At 67.8% G+C, this 14988-nt stretch carries 15 protein-coding genes; 7 read left to right on the forward strand and 8 right to left on the reverse strand.

The genetic code is table 11. From position 1 onward, the window contains the following. Positions 1 to 34: 34 nt before the first annotated feature. The 3 genes from dnaG to rpsU form a co-directional block, all read right to left on the reverse strand. On the reverse strand, positions 35 to 1810 hold the full coding sequence (dnaG, locus tag JI752_RS14805) for a DNA primase (RefSeq protein WP_216965482.1): 1776 nt from the start codon (positions 1808 to 1810) through the stop codon (positions 35 to 37). 362 nt (positions 1811 to 2172) lie between these two features. Then, complete coding sequence (locus tag JI752_RS14815; RefSeq protein ID WP_216965486.1) at positions 2173 to 2619, reverse strand: GatB/YqeY domain-containing protein; 447 nt, start codon at positions 2617 to 2619, stop codon at positions 2173 to 2175. Between the two features lie 199 nt (positions 2620 to 2818). Then, complete coding sequence (gene rpsU / locus JI752_RS14820) at positions 2819 to 3034, reverse strand: 30S ribosomal protein S21 (protein ID WP_031371286.1); 216 nt, start codon at positions 3032 to 3034, stop codon at positions 2819 to 2821. A 168-nt stretch (positions 3035 to 3202) separates the two neighbouring features. Between rpsU and tsaD the strand changes: the two genes are divergently transcribed. From tsaD to JI752_RS14840, 4 genes are all read left to right on the forward strand, one after another. Continuing rightward, complete coding sequence (gene tsaD / locus JI752_RS14825; RefSeq protein WP_216965488.1) at positions 3203 to 4246, forward strand: tRNA (adenosine(37)-N6)-threonylcarbamoyltransferase complex transferase subunit TsaD; 1044 nt, start codon at positions 3203 to 3205, stop codon at positions 4244 to 4246. An 81-nt stretch (positions 4247 to 4327) separates the two neighbouring features. Then, positions 4328 to 4681 carry a dihydroneopterin aldolase gene (gene folB / locus JI752_RS14830; protein ID WP_216965490.1) on the forward strand — a complete coding sequence of 118 codons (354 nt, stop codon included), beginning with the start codon at positions 4328 to 4330 and terminating at the stop codon, positions 4679 to 4681. Between the two features lie 19 nt (positions 4682 to 4700). Further along, complete coding sequence (folK, locus tag JI752_RS14835) at positions 4701 to 5183, forward strand: 2-amino-4-hydroxy-6-hydroxymethyldihydropteridine diphosphokinase (protein ID WP_216965492.1); 483 nt, start codon at positions 4701 to 4703, stop codon at positions 5181 to 5183. Positions 5184 to 5302: 119 nt separating this feature from the next. Beyond that, positions 5303 to 6127 (forward strand): DUF6159 family protein, encoded by an 825-nt coding sequence (locus JI752_RS14840; RefSeq protein ID WP_216965494.1) that lies wholly within the window; start codon positions 5303 to 5305, stop codon positions 6125 to 6127. Positions 6128 to 6178: 51 nt separating this feature from the next. Here the strand turns inward: JI752_RS14840 and JI752_RS14845 are convergent, their stop codons facing one another. Both JI752_RS14845 and JI752_RS14850 read right to left on the reverse strand, forming a co-directional pair. Beyond that, a complete protein-coding gene (locus JI752_RS14845) occupies positions 6179 to 6910 on the reverse strand; it encodes a murein L,D-transpeptidase family protein (RefSeq protein ID WP_216965496.1) in 732 nt (243 codons plus the stop codon). Then, entirely contained in the window at positions 6907 to 7656 is a 750-nt protein-coding gene (locus tag JI752_RS14850; protein WP_216965497.1) for a pteridine reductase, read from the reverse strand. Before JI752_RS14850 ends, JI752_RS14845 begins: the two co-directional genes overlap by 4 nt. Positions 7657 to 7715: 59 nt before the next feature. Here JI752_RS14850 and JI752_RS14855 point away from each other — a divergent pair, with 59 nt between their 5' ends. From JI752_RS14855 to JI752_RS14865, 3 genes are all read left to right on the forward strand, one after another. Then, positions 7716 to 8963, forward strand: a complete 1248-nt coding sequence (locus tag JI752_RS14855) for an SAM-dependent methyltransferase (RefSeq protein ID WP_216965503.1) — start codon at positions 7716 to 7718, stop codon at positions 8961 to 8963. After that, complete coding sequence (locus JI752_RS14860) at positions 8960 to 9376, forward strand: VanZ family protein (protein ID WP_216965505.1); 417 nt, start codon at positions 8960 to 8962, stop codon at positions 9374 to 9376. Before JI752_RS14855 ends, JI752_RS14860 begins: the two co-directional genes overlap by 4 nt. A gap of 162 nt (positions 9377 to 9538) precedes the next feature. Then, the gene (locus JI752_RS14865) at positions 9539 to 12151 is read left to right on the forward strand and encodes a TonB-dependent receptor (RefSeq protein ID WP_216965507.1); all 2613 of its coding nucleotides are present in this window, start codon (positions 9539 to 9541) and stop codon (positions 12149 to 12151) included. 554 nt (positions 12152 to 12705) lie between these two features. Here JI752_RS14865 and JI752_RS14870 read toward each other — a convergent pair. The 3 genes from JI752_RS14870 to JI752_RS14880 all read right to left on the reverse strand — a co-directional run bounded on the left by JI752_RS14870 (position 12706) and on the right by JI752_RS14880 (position 14978). After that, entirely contained in the window at positions 12706 to 13296 is a 591-nt protein-coding gene (locus tag JI752_RS14870) for a hypothetical protein (RefSeq protein WP_216965509.1), read from the reverse strand. A 72-nt stretch (positions 13297 to 13368) separates the two neighbouring features. Beyond that, the gene (locus JI752_RS14875; protein WP_216965511.1) at positions 13369 to 14595 is read right to left on the reverse strand and encodes a multifunctional CCA addition/repair protein; all 1227 of its coding nucleotides are present in this window, start codon (positions 14593 to 14595) and stop codon (positions 13369 to 13371) included. Between the two features lie 5 nt (positions 14596 to 14600). Then, positions 14601 to 14978, reverse strand: coding sequence for a PH domain-containing protein (locus JI752_RS14880; protein WP_216965512.1), 378 nt, complete (start codon positions 14976 to 14978; stop codon positions 14601 to 14603). Positions 14979 to 14988: the final 10 nt, after the last annotated feature.

A 14988-nucleotide genomic window follows, 5' to 3' on the forward strand; every position in this document is an offset into this window, starting at 1 on the left:
GTCCGGCTTTGCATCGCGCAGGATGATCCGCGCGTTACTGGCGTCCCTGTTGCAGACGCAGCGTGAGCAGCTCGCGCAGCTCTTGCTTCTCCGCGTCCACCAGTGTCGACATGCGCGAGTGCAGAGCTTCGATGCGTGCCTGCAATGCCTGCGAATCCAGTCGTGCGATCGCATCGAGGAAGGCGCGCTGGCGACGGTCCGCATCGTCGAGCACGCGGGCATCCAACGGCGTCGCCGCCGTGGTTTCCACCGCGCGCGCCGTGGCGAGTTTGGTCAGCGCGGGGGCTTCGCTGCGGTCGGCGAAGTGCTCCAGGATCATGCCGGTGGAAATGTCCGGGCGCTCGTGCACCAGTTCGATGATTTCCACCAGCAGGCCGATGCCCGGCTGGTCGAGCGAAGCGAAGTGCAGCGATGACGGCAGCGCCAGCGCCACGGCCGGCTGTTGCAGGAGCATCGTGATCGCGCTTCGCACCAGCGATGGCTTCGATGCGGGCTGCGTGTTCTGCGCGGCACGCGCGCGTTGCGCGGGAACGTGCGTCTCCGGCGAGCTGGCGCGTGCGCCGACACCGGTGAGTTCGGTGAGGCGCTGCTTCATCAGATCGCCGAATGCACCGTCGGGAATCTGCGCGAGCAGCGGCTTGGCGCGCTCGGCCAGGCGCCCCTTGCCTTCCAGCGTGTGCAGGTTGACGTCGCTGCTGAGCGAATCGAAGAAGAACTGCGACAGCGGTGTGGCCTGCTGCAGGCGTGCTTCGAAGCCCTCGCGGCCTTCGGTTCGCACCAGCGAATCCGGATCCTCGCCGTCGGGCAGGAACAGGAAGAACGCCTGGCGCCCGTCCTTCATGCGCGGCAATACCGATTCGACCGCCTTCCACGCCGCACCGCGACCGGCGCGATCGCCGTCGAAACAGAAATAGACGTCGGGCGCGTTGCGGAACAGAAGCTCCGCATGGTCCGGCGTGGTCGCGGTGCCCAGCGTCGCCACGGCCGTGTCGAAGCCGTTCTGGAACAGCGCGATCACGTCCATGTAGCCTTCAACGACGATCAACCGCTCGATCTTGTTGTGCGCCTGGCGCACCTGCCACAGGCCGTAGAGTTCGCGGCCCTTGTGGAAGAGTTCGGTCTCGGGCGAGTTGAGGTACTTCGGGCCGTTCTCTTTCTCCAGCACGCGACCGCCGAAGGCGATCGTGCGCCCGCGCCGGTCGTGGATGGGGAACATCACGCGGTCGCGGAACTTGTCGTAGACGTGGCCGCGGTCGTTCTTCGAGAACAGGCCGCCGCGTTCGAGCAGTTTCATTCGGCGCGGATCGGTGCCCAGGCCATCGCGCAGCGCGCTGAAGCCGTCGGGCGCGTAGCCGAGCGAGAAACGCGCGCGCGTGTCGGCGTCCACGCCGCGGCTGTCGAAGTAACCGAGCGCGCGGCCGTTGCTTGCCAGTTGTTTCTGGAAGAACTTCGACGCCGCATCCATCGCGCCGTACAGATCCTGGCTGTCCGGGTTGGCATTGCGCTGATGCGTGTCGCGCGGCACTTCCATGCCCAGGCGCTTGGCGAGTTCTTCCACCGCGTCGAGGAACTCGAGGCGGTCGTAGTTCATCAGGAAGCTGATCGCGGTGCCGTGCGCGCCGCAGCCGAAGCAGTGGTAGAAGCCCTTCACGGGCGACACGGTGAAGCTGGGCGAGCGCTCGTCGTGGAACGGGCAGCGAGCCGAGTACTCCTTGCCCTGACGCTTGAGCTGCACGCGCGAACCGATCACCTCGACGAGGTCGGTGCGGGCGAGCAGGTCGTCGATGAATGCGTCGGGGATGCGGGCCATCGGGGATTAGGATGCCATGCGCGGAAGCGACGAAGCCGGGCGGGGCCCGGCTTCGTCGAGTGGGTCGGGGCCTAGCGGTCCCTAAAAGTAGTGGTGCCGTTCGGACCCGTCATGGTGGCCGGCGCGGAGACAGCAGTTCCTTGAACCTCCGGGTCGAGCCGCACGGGCAGGGGTCGTTGCGGCCGAGCTTCTCCAGCAACTCCTTGCTTCCGTGCACGATCCGGTCGCCGCGCTTGACGCGGGTCTCGGACGGGTAACCGCGGCGTCGCTTACTCGTGACCTCGAAAGCAGGCGATCGGGTGGTCGTGGCGTTTCATGGTGCACCTCCTTGCGGGCCCGCCGGAGGGCGGGCCGGAAAACCATTACGGGGACAGCCGCTTCTTCACCAGCGCCGACACCTGGCCCATGTCGGCCTGGCCGGCGAGCTTGGCCTTGAGCGGGCCCATCAGCTTGCCCATGTCGGCCGGGCCGGTGGCGCCGGTTTCGGCGATGGCGGACTCGATGGCGGCCAGGATCTCGGCCTCGCCCATCTTGGCGGGGATGTAGCGCTCGATGACGACGATCTCGTCGCGCTCGACCTGGGCCAGGTCCTCGCGGGCGGCGGCTTCGTACTGGCTGACCGAGTCGCGGCGCTGCTTGACCATCTTGTCGAGCACGGCGATCACGGCGTCGTCGTCCAGCTCGATGCGCTCGTCGACTTCCTTTTGCTTGATGGCGGCGTTGATCAGGCGGATCACGGCCAGGCTGTGCTTGTCGCCGCCCTTCATGGCGGCCTTCATGTCATCGGTGAGTCGCTGCTTGAGGCTCATGGCTTGTGTCCGGGATTTGGGATTCGGGATTGGGGATTCGAAAGACCGGGGCGACCAGCGCGGGAAGCGGGCCGAATCCCGAATCCCTAATCTCGAATCCCGGGAATCGGAAACACAAAAAGCCGGCTGCGCAGTGCGCGGCCGGCTTGTGTGATGCGTCCGGGAGCGGGTCGCGCGGTGCGCGGGCCCGCCAGGGCGATCAGTACAGGCGCTGACGCTTGGTCACGTCACGCGAGGCGCGACGGGCCTGGCGCTTCACCGCGGCGGCGGCCTTGCGCTTGCGTTCCTGGGTCGGCTTCTCGTAGAACTCGCGCTTGCGGGTCTCGGCCAGGACGCCGGCCTTCTCGCAGGTGCGCTTGAAGCGACGCAGAGCAAACTCAAAAGGCTCGTTTTCGCGGACTTTGACGCTGGGCATACGTAATCTCGTTTCGGTAACCGGCCCGGGCAGGCCGGGGAAGAGCCGCGCATTATAGCGGCGGCCTCCTTGAAGGTGCAACATAGGCCCACATCACGGACGCAGGTCCTTGAATACGCACGCTTCCGGCCGCCGGAAGCCGCCCTGCGCCCGCTCCCGGAAGCCCCAATGAAAGTCCTCGGCATCGAAACCAGCTGCGACGAAACCGGTGTGGCCGTCTACGACACGGACACCGGCCTGCGCTCGCACACGCTCTATAGCCAGATCGCCCTGCACGCCGAATACGGCGGCGTGGTCCCCGAGCTGGCCAGCCGCGACCACGTCCGCAAGCTGCTGCCGCTGGTGCGCGAGACCCTGCGCGAGGCGGGGCTCACGACCGCCGACCTCGACGGGGTGGCCTATACGGCCGGCCCCGGGCTGGTCGGGGCGCTGCTGGTCGGTGCGGGCGTGGCGCGCTCGCTGGCCTGGGCGTTGGACGTGCCGGCCATCGGCGTGCATCACATGGAAGGCCACCTGCTGGCCCCGTTGCTGGAGGACGACCCCGAGCGCGGTCGCCCGGAGCCACCGTTCGTGGCGCTGCTGGTCTCCGGCGGCCACACCCAGCTGGTGCATGTGGAGGCCATCGGCCGCTACCGCCTGCTGGGCGAGACGCTGGACGATGCCGCCGGCGAGGCCTTCGACAAGACCGCCAAGCTGATGGGCCTGCCGTACCCGGGCGGGCCGCAACTGGCGGCGCTGGCCGAGCAGGGGCGTCCGGGCGCCTTCAAGTTCGCCCGGCCCATGACCGACCGCCCCGGCCTGGATTTCAGCTTCAGCGGCCTGAAGACCCAGGTCCTGCTGGCCTGGCAGGACAGTGACCGCAGCGACACGGTCCGCGCCGACATCGCGCGCGGCTTCGAAGACGCCGTGGTCGACACGCTGGCGATCAAGTGCGAGCGCGCGATGGACGCCTCCGGCTGCGACACGCTGGTGGTCGCCGGCGGCGTGGGCGCCAACAAGCGCCTGCGCGCCCGGCTCGACGAGATGACCCGCAAGCGCGGCGGCCGCGTCAGCTTCCCGCGCCCGCAGTTCTGCACCGACAACGGCGCGATGATCGCCTACGCCGGTGCGCTGCGGCTGGCGGCGGGCCAGCACGGCGATCTCGCCGTGCGGGTGACGCCGCGTTGGGACATGGCGACGCTCGAAGCGGTGACGACAGCACGGGATTCGTGATTCAGGATTCGAGATTCGTAAAATCCCCGTCTGCTGTTCCGAATCCCCAATCCCGAATCACGAATCCCGGCGCTTCCCCCCATGGACCACGTCTTCATCGAAGGCCTCGAGATCGAGGCGCTCATCGGCATCTACGATTGGGAGCGGCGCATCCGCCAGCCGCTGGTGTTCGACATCGAGATGGCCTTCGACAACCGCGTGCCGGCCGCCAGCGATGCCATCGAGGACACGCTGAACTACAAGGCCGTCAGCAAGCGCATCGTGGAGTACGTGAGCCAGTCGGATTTCGGCCTGGTGGAAACGCTGGCCGAGCGCGTGGCGCAGATCATCCTCACCGAGTTCGGCGTGCAGCGCGTGCGCCTGAAGCTGAGCAAGCCCGGCGCGGTGCGCGGCGCGCGCGCGGTGGGCGTGTCGATCGAACGCTCGGCGTCCTGACGCGGTGCGTGACATCGCGATGAGCCGCGCCTACCTCAGCCTGGGCAGCAACGTCGATGCCACCGCCCACTTGCGCGCGGCGGTGCAGGCGCTGCGCGAACGTTTCGGCGCGGTGGTGATGTCGCCGGTGTACCGCACGCGCGCGGTGGGCTTCGACGGGCCGGATTTCCACAATGCCGCCGCGATCATCGAAACCGATCTGGACCCGCAATCGCTCAACGACTGGCTGCATGCGCTGGAAGACGCGCATGGCCGCGATCGCAACGGCCCGCGTTACGGCGATCGCACGCTCGACATCGACATCGTGCTGTTCGACGGGATCACGCTGGAAGGCGCGGGAAATCTGCGCATTCCACGTCCCGAGCTGAAGCACGCCTTCGTGCTGCGACCGCTGGCGGAGATCGCGCCGGAGGTCGTCGTGCCCGGCACGGGCCACACGCTGGCGCAGCTGTGGGCGCGACATCCCGAGCACGGTGCGGCGCTGGAATCGATCGCGCTGTAAGGCGACGGATCGGGCCGGCCGTCCGAAATCCCGCACGTCCCCCTTGCCGCCACGGGCCCACGGCCCGAGGATGCCCGCTGTCCATGGGGGACTCTGGGGAACCACGGGGAGATTTGGCGATGTTCGAGAAGTTCTCGCGCAGTTGGGAGCTGGTGAAGGCGAGCGCGGCGGTATTGCGTTCGGACAAGGAACTGATGGTGTTTCCGATCGTCTCGGCCATCGCCACGCTGGTGGTGCTGGCGACGTTCCTGGTGCCGATGATCGGCTGGCGCGTCTTCAGCCATGGCGCTGCTTCCAGCGTGATCTGGGTGTTCCTGTTCTATTTCTGCCAGTACACGGTGATCGTGTTCTGCAACAGCGCGCTGGTCGCCGCGGCGATGATCCGCCTGGAAGGCGGCGATCCGACGCTGGCGGACGGTTTCAACGCCGCCAAGGAGCGTCTGCCGGCGATCCTGGGTTACGCGGCCATCGCCGCGACGGTCGGCGTGATCCTCAAGCGCATGAAGGACGACGACAACGTGCTGATGCGCCTGGTCGGCGGCGGCCTGGGCGCGGCGTGGACGCTGGCGACGTTCCTCGTGGTGCCGGTGCTGGTGCACCAGGGTGTGGGGCCGTTCGAGGCGCTCAAGCGCAGCGCGAACCTGCTCAAGCGCACCTGGGGCGAGAACGCGATCGGCAACGTGGGCATCGGCCTGGCGTTCGGGCTGGCGTCGTTCGCGCTCATCGTGGTGGGCGCGCTGCTGGCGTTCGTCGTGGCGCAGCTGTCGATGGCGCTGGCGGTGGTGATCGTGGTGCTGTTCGTGATCGGCCTGCTGCTGATGGGCGTGTACCAGGCAGCGCTGAGCGGCATCTATTCCGCGGCGCTGTATCAGTACGCGATGGAAGGCGAGGCGCCGCCGGCGTTCCGCGCGCTGCAGCTGGAATCGGCGTTCGCGGCGAAGTGAGGCAGGACGCGAGCGCGGAATGGGCCGCGCTCGCGCCTTCGGAACCTGTCGCTATCGTTGCGGCGTGAGGCGGTACTCGCCGCCGCTCACGCTGATCGCGGGAACGCGGTGCGTTTGCACGAACGCGTCATCGATGCGCTTGAGCTGGCGCCAGAAATCGCCCCATGTGGGGTCGCGCAGACGCTGCGTGGCGCCTGCGCCGTCGAAGCGGAACGGCAGCGCGAACACCGCCACCGACGGCTGCCCGTCGCGCAACGCCGCGGCCACCAGGCTGTAGATCTCCTCGATGGACGCATCGCCCATCGCATAGCAGCCGATCGACACGCAATTGCCATGCACCATCAGATAGCTGCCGGTGCGGCCGTGGCTGCGGTCATAGGCATTGGGATAGCCCAGGTCGAACGAGAGGTGGTAGGTGCTGTTCGGGTTCAGCTGCTTCGGTGAGATGCGGTAGATGCCTTCCGGCGCCTGTCCATCACCGGTGCGCAGTTTCGGCCCGAGCTGGCCCGAGTAGCGGCACACCGGATACGTGCGGAACAGCCGGTAGCCGCGGCCGCTGTCGATCCACACTTCCAGCTCGCCTTCCAGCTTGAAGATGCGCACCAGCACGGGTGCGCCGTAACGCAGTCCTGCCGAGGCCAGATCGCGCTGCAGTGCGGGCCTGACCCGGGCTTCGGCTGCGACCGAGCGGGCGCTGGAAGGAATGGTGCGTGTCAGCGCGCTGGTCAGGCCCGGCGACAGCGCGAGCACAAGCGCGCCCAGGAGCAGCGCGACGCGCCTCATGCCCCCAGCATCCGTCCGCCATCCAGATGCAGCACCTGCCCGGTGCTGTAGTGCGCGTCCTGCAGCAGCCAGCGCACGGCTTCGGCGACTTCCTGCGGCGTGCCGGTGCGGCCCAGCGGAGTGCGCGCGAGCATGGCCTGCTGCGCGGCGGTGTCGGTGCGGTCTTCGGGCCACAGGATTGCCCCCGGGGACACCGCGTTGACGCGCACGTCCGGGCCGAGTTCCACCGCAAGCGAGCGCGTCATCATCAGCAGCGCGGCCTTCGCCATGCAGTAGAGGGTGTGCTCGCGCAGCGGGCGTTCGGCGTAGAGGTCGGCGAGGTTGACGATCGCCCCACGCGTAGCGCGCAAGTGTGGGGCTGCCGCCTGCGCCAGGAAGAACGGCGCCCGCGCGTTGCTGGCGAACAGGGCATCCCACTGCGTAGGCGTGGCGGTGCCGATCGGTGTCGGCGTGAAGGTGGACGCGTTGTTCACCAGCGCGTCGAGGCGACCGAAGCGGCCCACGCAAAGGGCGATCAGTTCCGGCAGGCGGTCGAACTGCGCCAGGTCGGCCTGCAGCAGCAACGTGCTGCCCGCGCGCGCGGCCTCGAGCTCCGCCGCAAGGGCTTGCGCGTCGTCCCCGGAGTCGCGGTAGTGCAGTGCCACGTCGTACCCGGCCGAATGCAGCGTCCGCGCGATCGCAGCGCCGATGCGCCGTGCCGCGCCGGTGACCAGCGCGACCGGCGGCGTGGCGGGGGGCGTGCTCATGACGGGACTCTCCGGGCCGTGGCGTATCCTGAGCGGCAGTGTTCCCATCGCATTGCCGCATGTCCACCGATTTTCCCCCGCACCGTCCCGATGCACGCGCGCGCCAGCAGGAAGCCGCAACCCTGCCCGCGCCCGATGCCGACGCGCTCGCCCACAGCGCGCGCCTGTCCGAACTGATCCGCGCGCAGATCGCCGAACACGGCGGCGCGATCCCGTTCTCGCGCTTCATGGAGCTGGCGTTGTACGCGCCGGGCCTGGGCTATTACAGCGCGGGGGCGAGCAAGTTCGGCGAGAGTGGCGATTTCGTCACCGCGCCGGAAATCGGCCCGATCTTCGCCGCCTGCGTGGCGCAGAGCGTGGCGCCGGTGTTCCAGCAACTCGCAGCGGGCGCGGAGCCTTCATCGAGCCGTTTCCTGGAGCTGGGGGGTGGCACCGGGGCCTTCGCCGAAGTCGCGCTGAAGCGGTTGATGGAGCTGGATGCGCTGCCGGATCGCTACTGCATCCTGGAGCCCAGCGCGCAGCTACGTCATCGCCAGCGCGAGCGCTTGCAGGAACGCCTGGTGCCGCCGTTGCTCGAGCTGGTCGAATGGCTCGACGGACCGTTCAACGACGACTGGGATGGCGTGCTGTTCGCCAACGAGGTGATCGACGCACTGCCGACGCCGCGCTTCGCCATGGAGGTCGGCGAGGTGTACGAAGAGCACGTCGCCATCGAAGGCGGCCAGTTCGTGCGCGTGCTGCGTCCGGCCGATGCGTTCCTGGCGAACGCGGTGCGCCACGTGGAGCGCCAGCTCGGCCGCGAGTTCGAGCACGGCTACCGCTCCGAAGCGTTGCCGCAACTGCCCTACTGGGTGCAGGCCGTGTCGGGCGGCATGCGCAACGGCGCCATGCTCTTCGTCGACTACGGTTACCCGCGCGGCGAGTTCTACCAGCCCGACCGCAACGACGGCACGCTGCGCGCGTTTTACCGCCACCGCATGCATGGCGAGCCGCTGCTGTGGCCGGGCCTGCAGGATCTGACCGCTTCGGTGGACTTCACCGCGCTGGCCGAAGCCGGCGTGTCGGCGGGCTTCGATTTCGCCGGGTACTGCTCGCAGGCCAGCTTCCTGCTCGGCAACGGTCTGGCGGGCGTGCTGGAACGCATCGAACGCATCGAGGACGAAGGCGAACGCCTCAAGCGCACGCAGGAAGTGAAGCGCCTGACGCTGCCCAGCGAGATGGGCGAGCGCTTCCAGGTGATGGGCTTCGAGAAGGGCGTGGAGTTCGGCGCCGCCTTCCTGGCCGGCGACCTGAGCTTCCGCCTGTGAGCGCCGCCGTGAGGCGCGGTGTGCTGCGCGACTTCCGCTGGCCGGTCCTGTGGGTTGCGATCTGGCTGGCGATGATCGCCGTGGTCGTGGCGACCTCGCTGCTGTCCGCCGACGACCTGCCGCCGTCGCCCTTCGACGGCTTCGACAAGGTCGAGCACTTCACGGCCTACCTGGTGCTCAGCGTCTACGCGGGGATGCTGTTCGCGCAGCGGCGGGCGCAGTCGGTCGCGGCGGTGGCGCTGATCGCGCTGGGCGTCGGGCTGGAGTTCGCGCAAGGGGCGCTGACCGTGTCGCGGATGGCGGATTCGGCCGACGCGCTGGCCAATTCGCTGGGCGTGCTGGCGGGCCTGATGCTGGCCCCGACGCCGGTGTCGCAGCTGCTGCTCTGGGTGGAAAATCGCGTGGGTCGTTGAGACGCACGGGGTGTGACGGGCGTCATTCGGCGAAAAATTCGCCATAAAAGCAGATAACGCAAGGCGACGGTAGGTATTGCACAAAGGTTAAAGGTTGGTTAAAGCTCGGGGCTGGGCTCGACAGGGGGAGTCCGCCCACCCTGAGTAAGGAAACCAATCGCCATGCCCGTCGTTAACCGAAATCGCCTGACCGTGGCCGTTGCCGCGGCTCTGCTGTCCACCGCCCTGCCGGTTTTCGCGCAGGACGCCCAGGCCCCGGCCGCGCCGCAACCCGCGCGCCAGGACGCCGTCGAACTCGACAAGCTGGTCGTCACCGGCACCCGCGTGCAGGGGCGCTCGCCGACCGAATCGCTCTCGCCCGTGGACGTGTTCCGCCCGGCCGATCTGGAGAAGCAGGCCTCGGCCGACTTCACCGACCAGCTGGCCAACATCGCGCCATCGTTCAACACCCAGCGCTTCCCGATCGCCGACGGCACCGCCTTCGTGCGCCCGGCGAACCTGCGCAACCTGCCGCCCGACCAGACGCTGGTGCTGATCAACGGCAAGCGCCGCCATCGCTCGGCGCTGGTGAACCTGCAGGTGGAGCCGTTCGGCACGGTCAACCAGGGTTCGCAGGCGGTCGACTACAGCCTGATCCCGTCCGCCGCCATCCAGCGCGTGGAAGTGCTGCGCGATGGTTCCTCCGCGCAGTACGGTTCCGACGCCATCGCCGGCGTGATCAACGTGCTGCTCAACGACTACGACGACGGCGTGCGCATCGAAGGCCAGTACGGCTCGACCTACCACGGCGACGGCGACAAGTGGCGCTCCTCGTTCAACGCCGGTGCCGCGCTGGGCGACGGCGGCTTCATCAACATGACCGTGGAGTACTTCGACTCCGACCACACCTCGCGCGGCATCGCGCGTGCGGACGCGGCGGACGTCGGCGCCTTCGTGGGGCCGGGGCTGGTGCCGTTCGAAGGCCTGGGCCAGCGCTGGGGCGATCCCGACGGCGAAGGCCTGCGCACGTTCTTCAACGCCGAGTACCCGATCAACGAGAACGTCAGCCTGTACGGTTTCGGCAGCTACGCCGACACCGAATACGTCTCCAGCTTCTTCTACCGCACGCCGGTGGGCGTGCCGGGGGTGGCGCCGCGCGGCACGCTGATGGTGGATGCCGACGGCAACGGCGTGGCCGATCCGGTCGAGCAGGCGCTGGTCAACGACATCCGCGCGCGTGGCCTCAATCCCGCCGACTACCTGACGGCCGATGCGTCGAGCCCGTCGGGCTTCATCGCACTCAACCCGATCTACCCGCAGTTCCCGGGCGGCTACACCCCGACCTTCGGCGCGGACCTGCAGGACTACGAAGGCGTGTTCGGCGTGAAGGGCGAAACCGCCAACGCACTGCGCTGGGACGTCAGCCTGCGCCAGGGCGAGAACGAGATGGTCTACACCATGACCGACTCGATCAACCCGAGCCTGGGTCGCCTGAGCCCGACCAGCTTCCGTCCGGGCAACCTGACCCAGCTGGAACGCGGCGCCAACGCCGACTTCGCCTGGCCGTGGCAGAACGACGTGTTCGCTTCGCCGGTCAACGTCGCATTCGGTGCGGAATGGCGCGAGGAAACCTACAAGATCCGCGCGGGCGATACGGCCTCGTGGGCCAACGGCCCGACCGGCGCGCTGTTCGGCGTGGGCTCGGACGGCTTCCAGGGCGACTCGCCGGAAGCGGCGGGCGACTTCAGCCAGTACAGCCGCGCGGCGTACATCGATCTGGAATCCGACGTCGTCGAGAACTGGACCGTCGGCCTGGCCGGTCGCTACGAGGACACGTCCAACTTCGACAGCACCTTCGACTGGAAGGTCTCCACGCGCTTCGCCTTCACCGATGCGTTCGCCGTGCGCGCCACCGTCAACACTGGCTTCCGCACGCCCACGCCGGGCCAGCTCAACACGCTGGACGTGACCACCACCGCCGATTCCGACGGCAACCTGGTGCCGCTGGGCACCTTCCCCGTCGCCAGCGACGCGGCGATCGCGCTCGGTGCTCAGCCGGTGAACGCGGAAGAGTCGACCGCGTATTCGGCCGGCTTCGTGTACGCGCCCAACGACGTGTTCACCTTCACGATCGACTACTACAACATCGAGGTCGAGGATCGCATCGCCCTGCAGACCATCAACGTGGCCCCGGGTTCGCCGCAGCAGCAGGCGCTGATCAATGCCGGCGTGCCGGGCGCGGAGTTGTTGCGCCAGGTGTCGTACTTTGTCAACGGCTTCGACAGTACCGTGCAGGGCGTGGACCTGGTGGCCGTGTACCGCGCCGACTTCGGTGCGTGGGGTACGGGCGTGTTCGACTGGCGCCACAGCTACAACAAGCAGGAGATCGACCGCGTTGCAGTGATCTCCGGCACCACCACGCCGGTCATCGACGCCGAGCGTGTGGCCGACCTGGAGAACCAGCTGCCGAACAACCGCAGCGTGCTCACCGCCGACTGGCGCTCGCCGTGGAACGTCAACTTCACCGCGCGCGCCAACTACTACGACAGCTGGGAAGACTTCACCTTCGGCGAGCAGGGCGAGTTCAGCTCGGAATGGCTGTTCGACATCGCAGTGACGTTCAACCTGCTGGAAGACAAGCTGCGCCTCACCGTTGGCGGCAACAACATTTTCGACAACTACCCCGACCGCGAGACCAACAGCACGCTCAACTTCCTGGGCGCGAAGTACCCGCTGTCCTCGCCGTTCGGCTTCAACGGCGGCGAGTGGTACGTCAAGGCGACGTACGAGTTCTGATTCGGGGTGTGGAAGGAGGCCGGGCGGCGCATGCCGTCCGGCCTCTTGTTCAAGGCTGGGCGTGCGGCCTGCGATGGCGTTCACGGTTGGAAGCTGAGGCCACATTCGGTACGACGGACGGTACGGGATCCTGTGACCGTCGCATCGGTCCGCCACAAAGGCTTCACGTATGGTGGCGCCGCCTTGCCGCATCGCGCGGGCAGCGAAAGATCCGTCGGTTCCAGTGCCAGGGGGCGCGGAATGCGACGTCGGACCCCACAGGGGGGAGAAACGCCGGGCGACGGGGAGGTCGTCCGGCGTTGCTTTTTTTTGTTTTGACGCTGCTGCGAACGCGCGGTTGTCGCGCGCTGCTCCGGGTGGCCCTTTGCGACGCTGTGCGGTCTCGCGCGGCCTCGTGCCGCATCTGTTGCCGTCATCCCGGCGAAGGCCGGGACCCAGGCCCGCAGGGCGTGGGCACTCCCCGTGCGGCGACCCACTTCACCGTCATCCCGGCGAAGGCCGGGATCCAGGCCCACAGTACGTGGGCACTCCGATAGCGGCAAGCCTTGTCACCGTCATTCCAGCGAAAGCTGGAATCCATTTTGATTTGGCTTTCTCAGGCTTCTCAAAGAAGGAGCAATAGCAAAGCTTCCGATCGGCTGCGCCGCTCGGGTCACTTTTCTTTGCTTGCCCAAAGAAAAGTAACCAAAAGAAAGGGCCTTCCTTGACACCCCAATCCCACGACCGGACGGAGCAAGGGCGCGTTCGCGATTCGCCATCCATGGCTCAGCGCTCACCGCCGCACATCCATGTGCGGCGCCCTTCGGGGCTAGTGACCTGAAAGGCTGTTCGACAGCAACAGCAACAGCAACAGCAACAGAAGTAGCAATAGCAGTAGCAGTAGGAACAGAAGCAGCAAGAGCAAGAGCAAGAGCAAATCCACCGTCATCCCGGCGAAGGCCGGGATCCAGGCCCGCAGCCTGCGGGCACTCCTCTGCGGTAAACCACTTCACCGTCATTCCAGCGAAAGCTGGAATCCATTTGCTGTTGCTCTTACGCGCAACAAGGTAGAAGCGAAGAGCAAAATGGATTCCAGCTTTCGCTGGAATGACGCGACGTGACGCGACGTGACGTGCGGCGACGTGACGTGACTGGACGGCCGCCACAGCCAGGATCCCGGCCTTCGCCGGGATGACGCCACCATGCGTGCATTCGCACGACCGACCGCAACGACCCGCCTACAGCTTCTTCCCCGTAGCCTCCGCGATCGCCCGGATGCGCGCCTTGCGTATCGCTTCGCCCACGTCCGGCCCGCTCAAGCCGTGCGCAACGTCGTCCGCGCGCACCGTCATCGCCGCGGAAAAAGCTGCTTTCAGTGCTTCGCCCTGCGGATAAGGTTGGTCCTGCAGCCCTGCGCGGCCGCGCTTGTCCGCCTCGCACACCAGCGCCAGCTGGGCGATGCGCGCCGGCTTGCGAAAGCCATCGCAGCGTGCGATCAGCTCGTACACGGTGTGCGCACGCAGCTCATCGAAGCGATGCACGTTGAGGTGTTCGCGGCACGCGGCCTCGGCGAGTTGCCGATGCTCGGTGGGCACCTTGAGGCGGTCGCACAGTGCGCGCAGCGGCGCGAGGCCGGCCTGCTCGTGGCCCAGGTGCTTGGGCAGGACGTGCGCCGGCGTGAGCGCCTTGCCCAGGTCGTGGGTGAGCGCGGCGAAGCCGATCAGGTCGTCGCCCGGCGCCAGGCGCGCGGCCATGTCGCAGACCAGTTCGATGTGCACGCCGGTGTCGACTTCGGGATGGAACTCCGCGCGCTGCGGCACGCCGTAAAGCGCATCCACTTCCGGCAGCACGACGGCGAGCGCACCAGCCTCATGCAGCGTGCGCACGAACGCGGACGGCGTGGCGCAGGCGAGGGCACGGCGGGTTTCCTGCCAGACGCGTTCGGGCGTGAGCTCGGACAGCTCCCCCGAGCGCACCATCTCGCGCATCAGCGCCATCGTCTCCGGTGCCACGGTGAAGCCCAGCGACGCGAAGCGCGCCATGAAGCGCGCCGCGCGCAGCACGCGCAGCGGATCTTCCGCGAACGCCGGGCCGACGTGGCGCAGCACGCGCGCCTGCAGGTCGCGCGCGCCGCCATAGGGATCGACGAGCGCGCCGTCTTCGTCCTGCGCGATCGCGTTGATGGTGAAGTCGCGCCGCTGCAGGTCCTCCTCCAGCGTGACCGAAGGGTCCGCATCGACCACGAAGCCGCGATAGCCGCGCCCGCTCTTGCGCTCCGTGCGCGCCAGTGCGTGTTCCTCGCCCGTGTCGGGATCGAGGAAGACGGGAAAGTCGCGACCCACCGCGCGGAAGCCGGCGGCTTCCATCGAATCCTGCGTCTCACCCACGACGACCCAGTCGCGGTCACCGGCGGGCAGGCCCAGCAGCCGGTCGCGGACCGCGCCGCCGACGAGGTATCGCTTCATCGCACTCAACGCGGCATGTACTGCGCGAGCAGCGCCAGGATCTCGCGAACGCTGCGATCGCGGCCCAGGTCGCGCGTGACCGGCGACGGCTGCCCGGACACCCACACACGCAGTTCCGAATCCATGTCGAAATGGCCCGCCGTTTCCACCGAGAACATCACGATGCTGCGGTAGGGAATGCTCAGGTACTGCACCTTGCTGCCGGTGACGCCCTGCTTGTCGACGAGGATCAGGCGGCGGTCGGTGAACACGATCAGGTCGCGCACGAAGCCGAACGCGCGCTGCAGGGTTTCGCCCGGCGCGAGCATCGGCGCGAAATCCTCGGTGAGCTTGTCCACGGATTTTTCGCCCGCGTGGCCGAGCAGGGTGTCGATGAGGCCCATGGCGCATGTC

Source organism: Lysobacter sp. MMG2 (assembly GCF_016735495.2).
GTDB lineage: Bacteria > Pseudomonadota > Gammaproteobacteria > Xanthomonadales > Xanthomonadaceae > Lysobacter_J.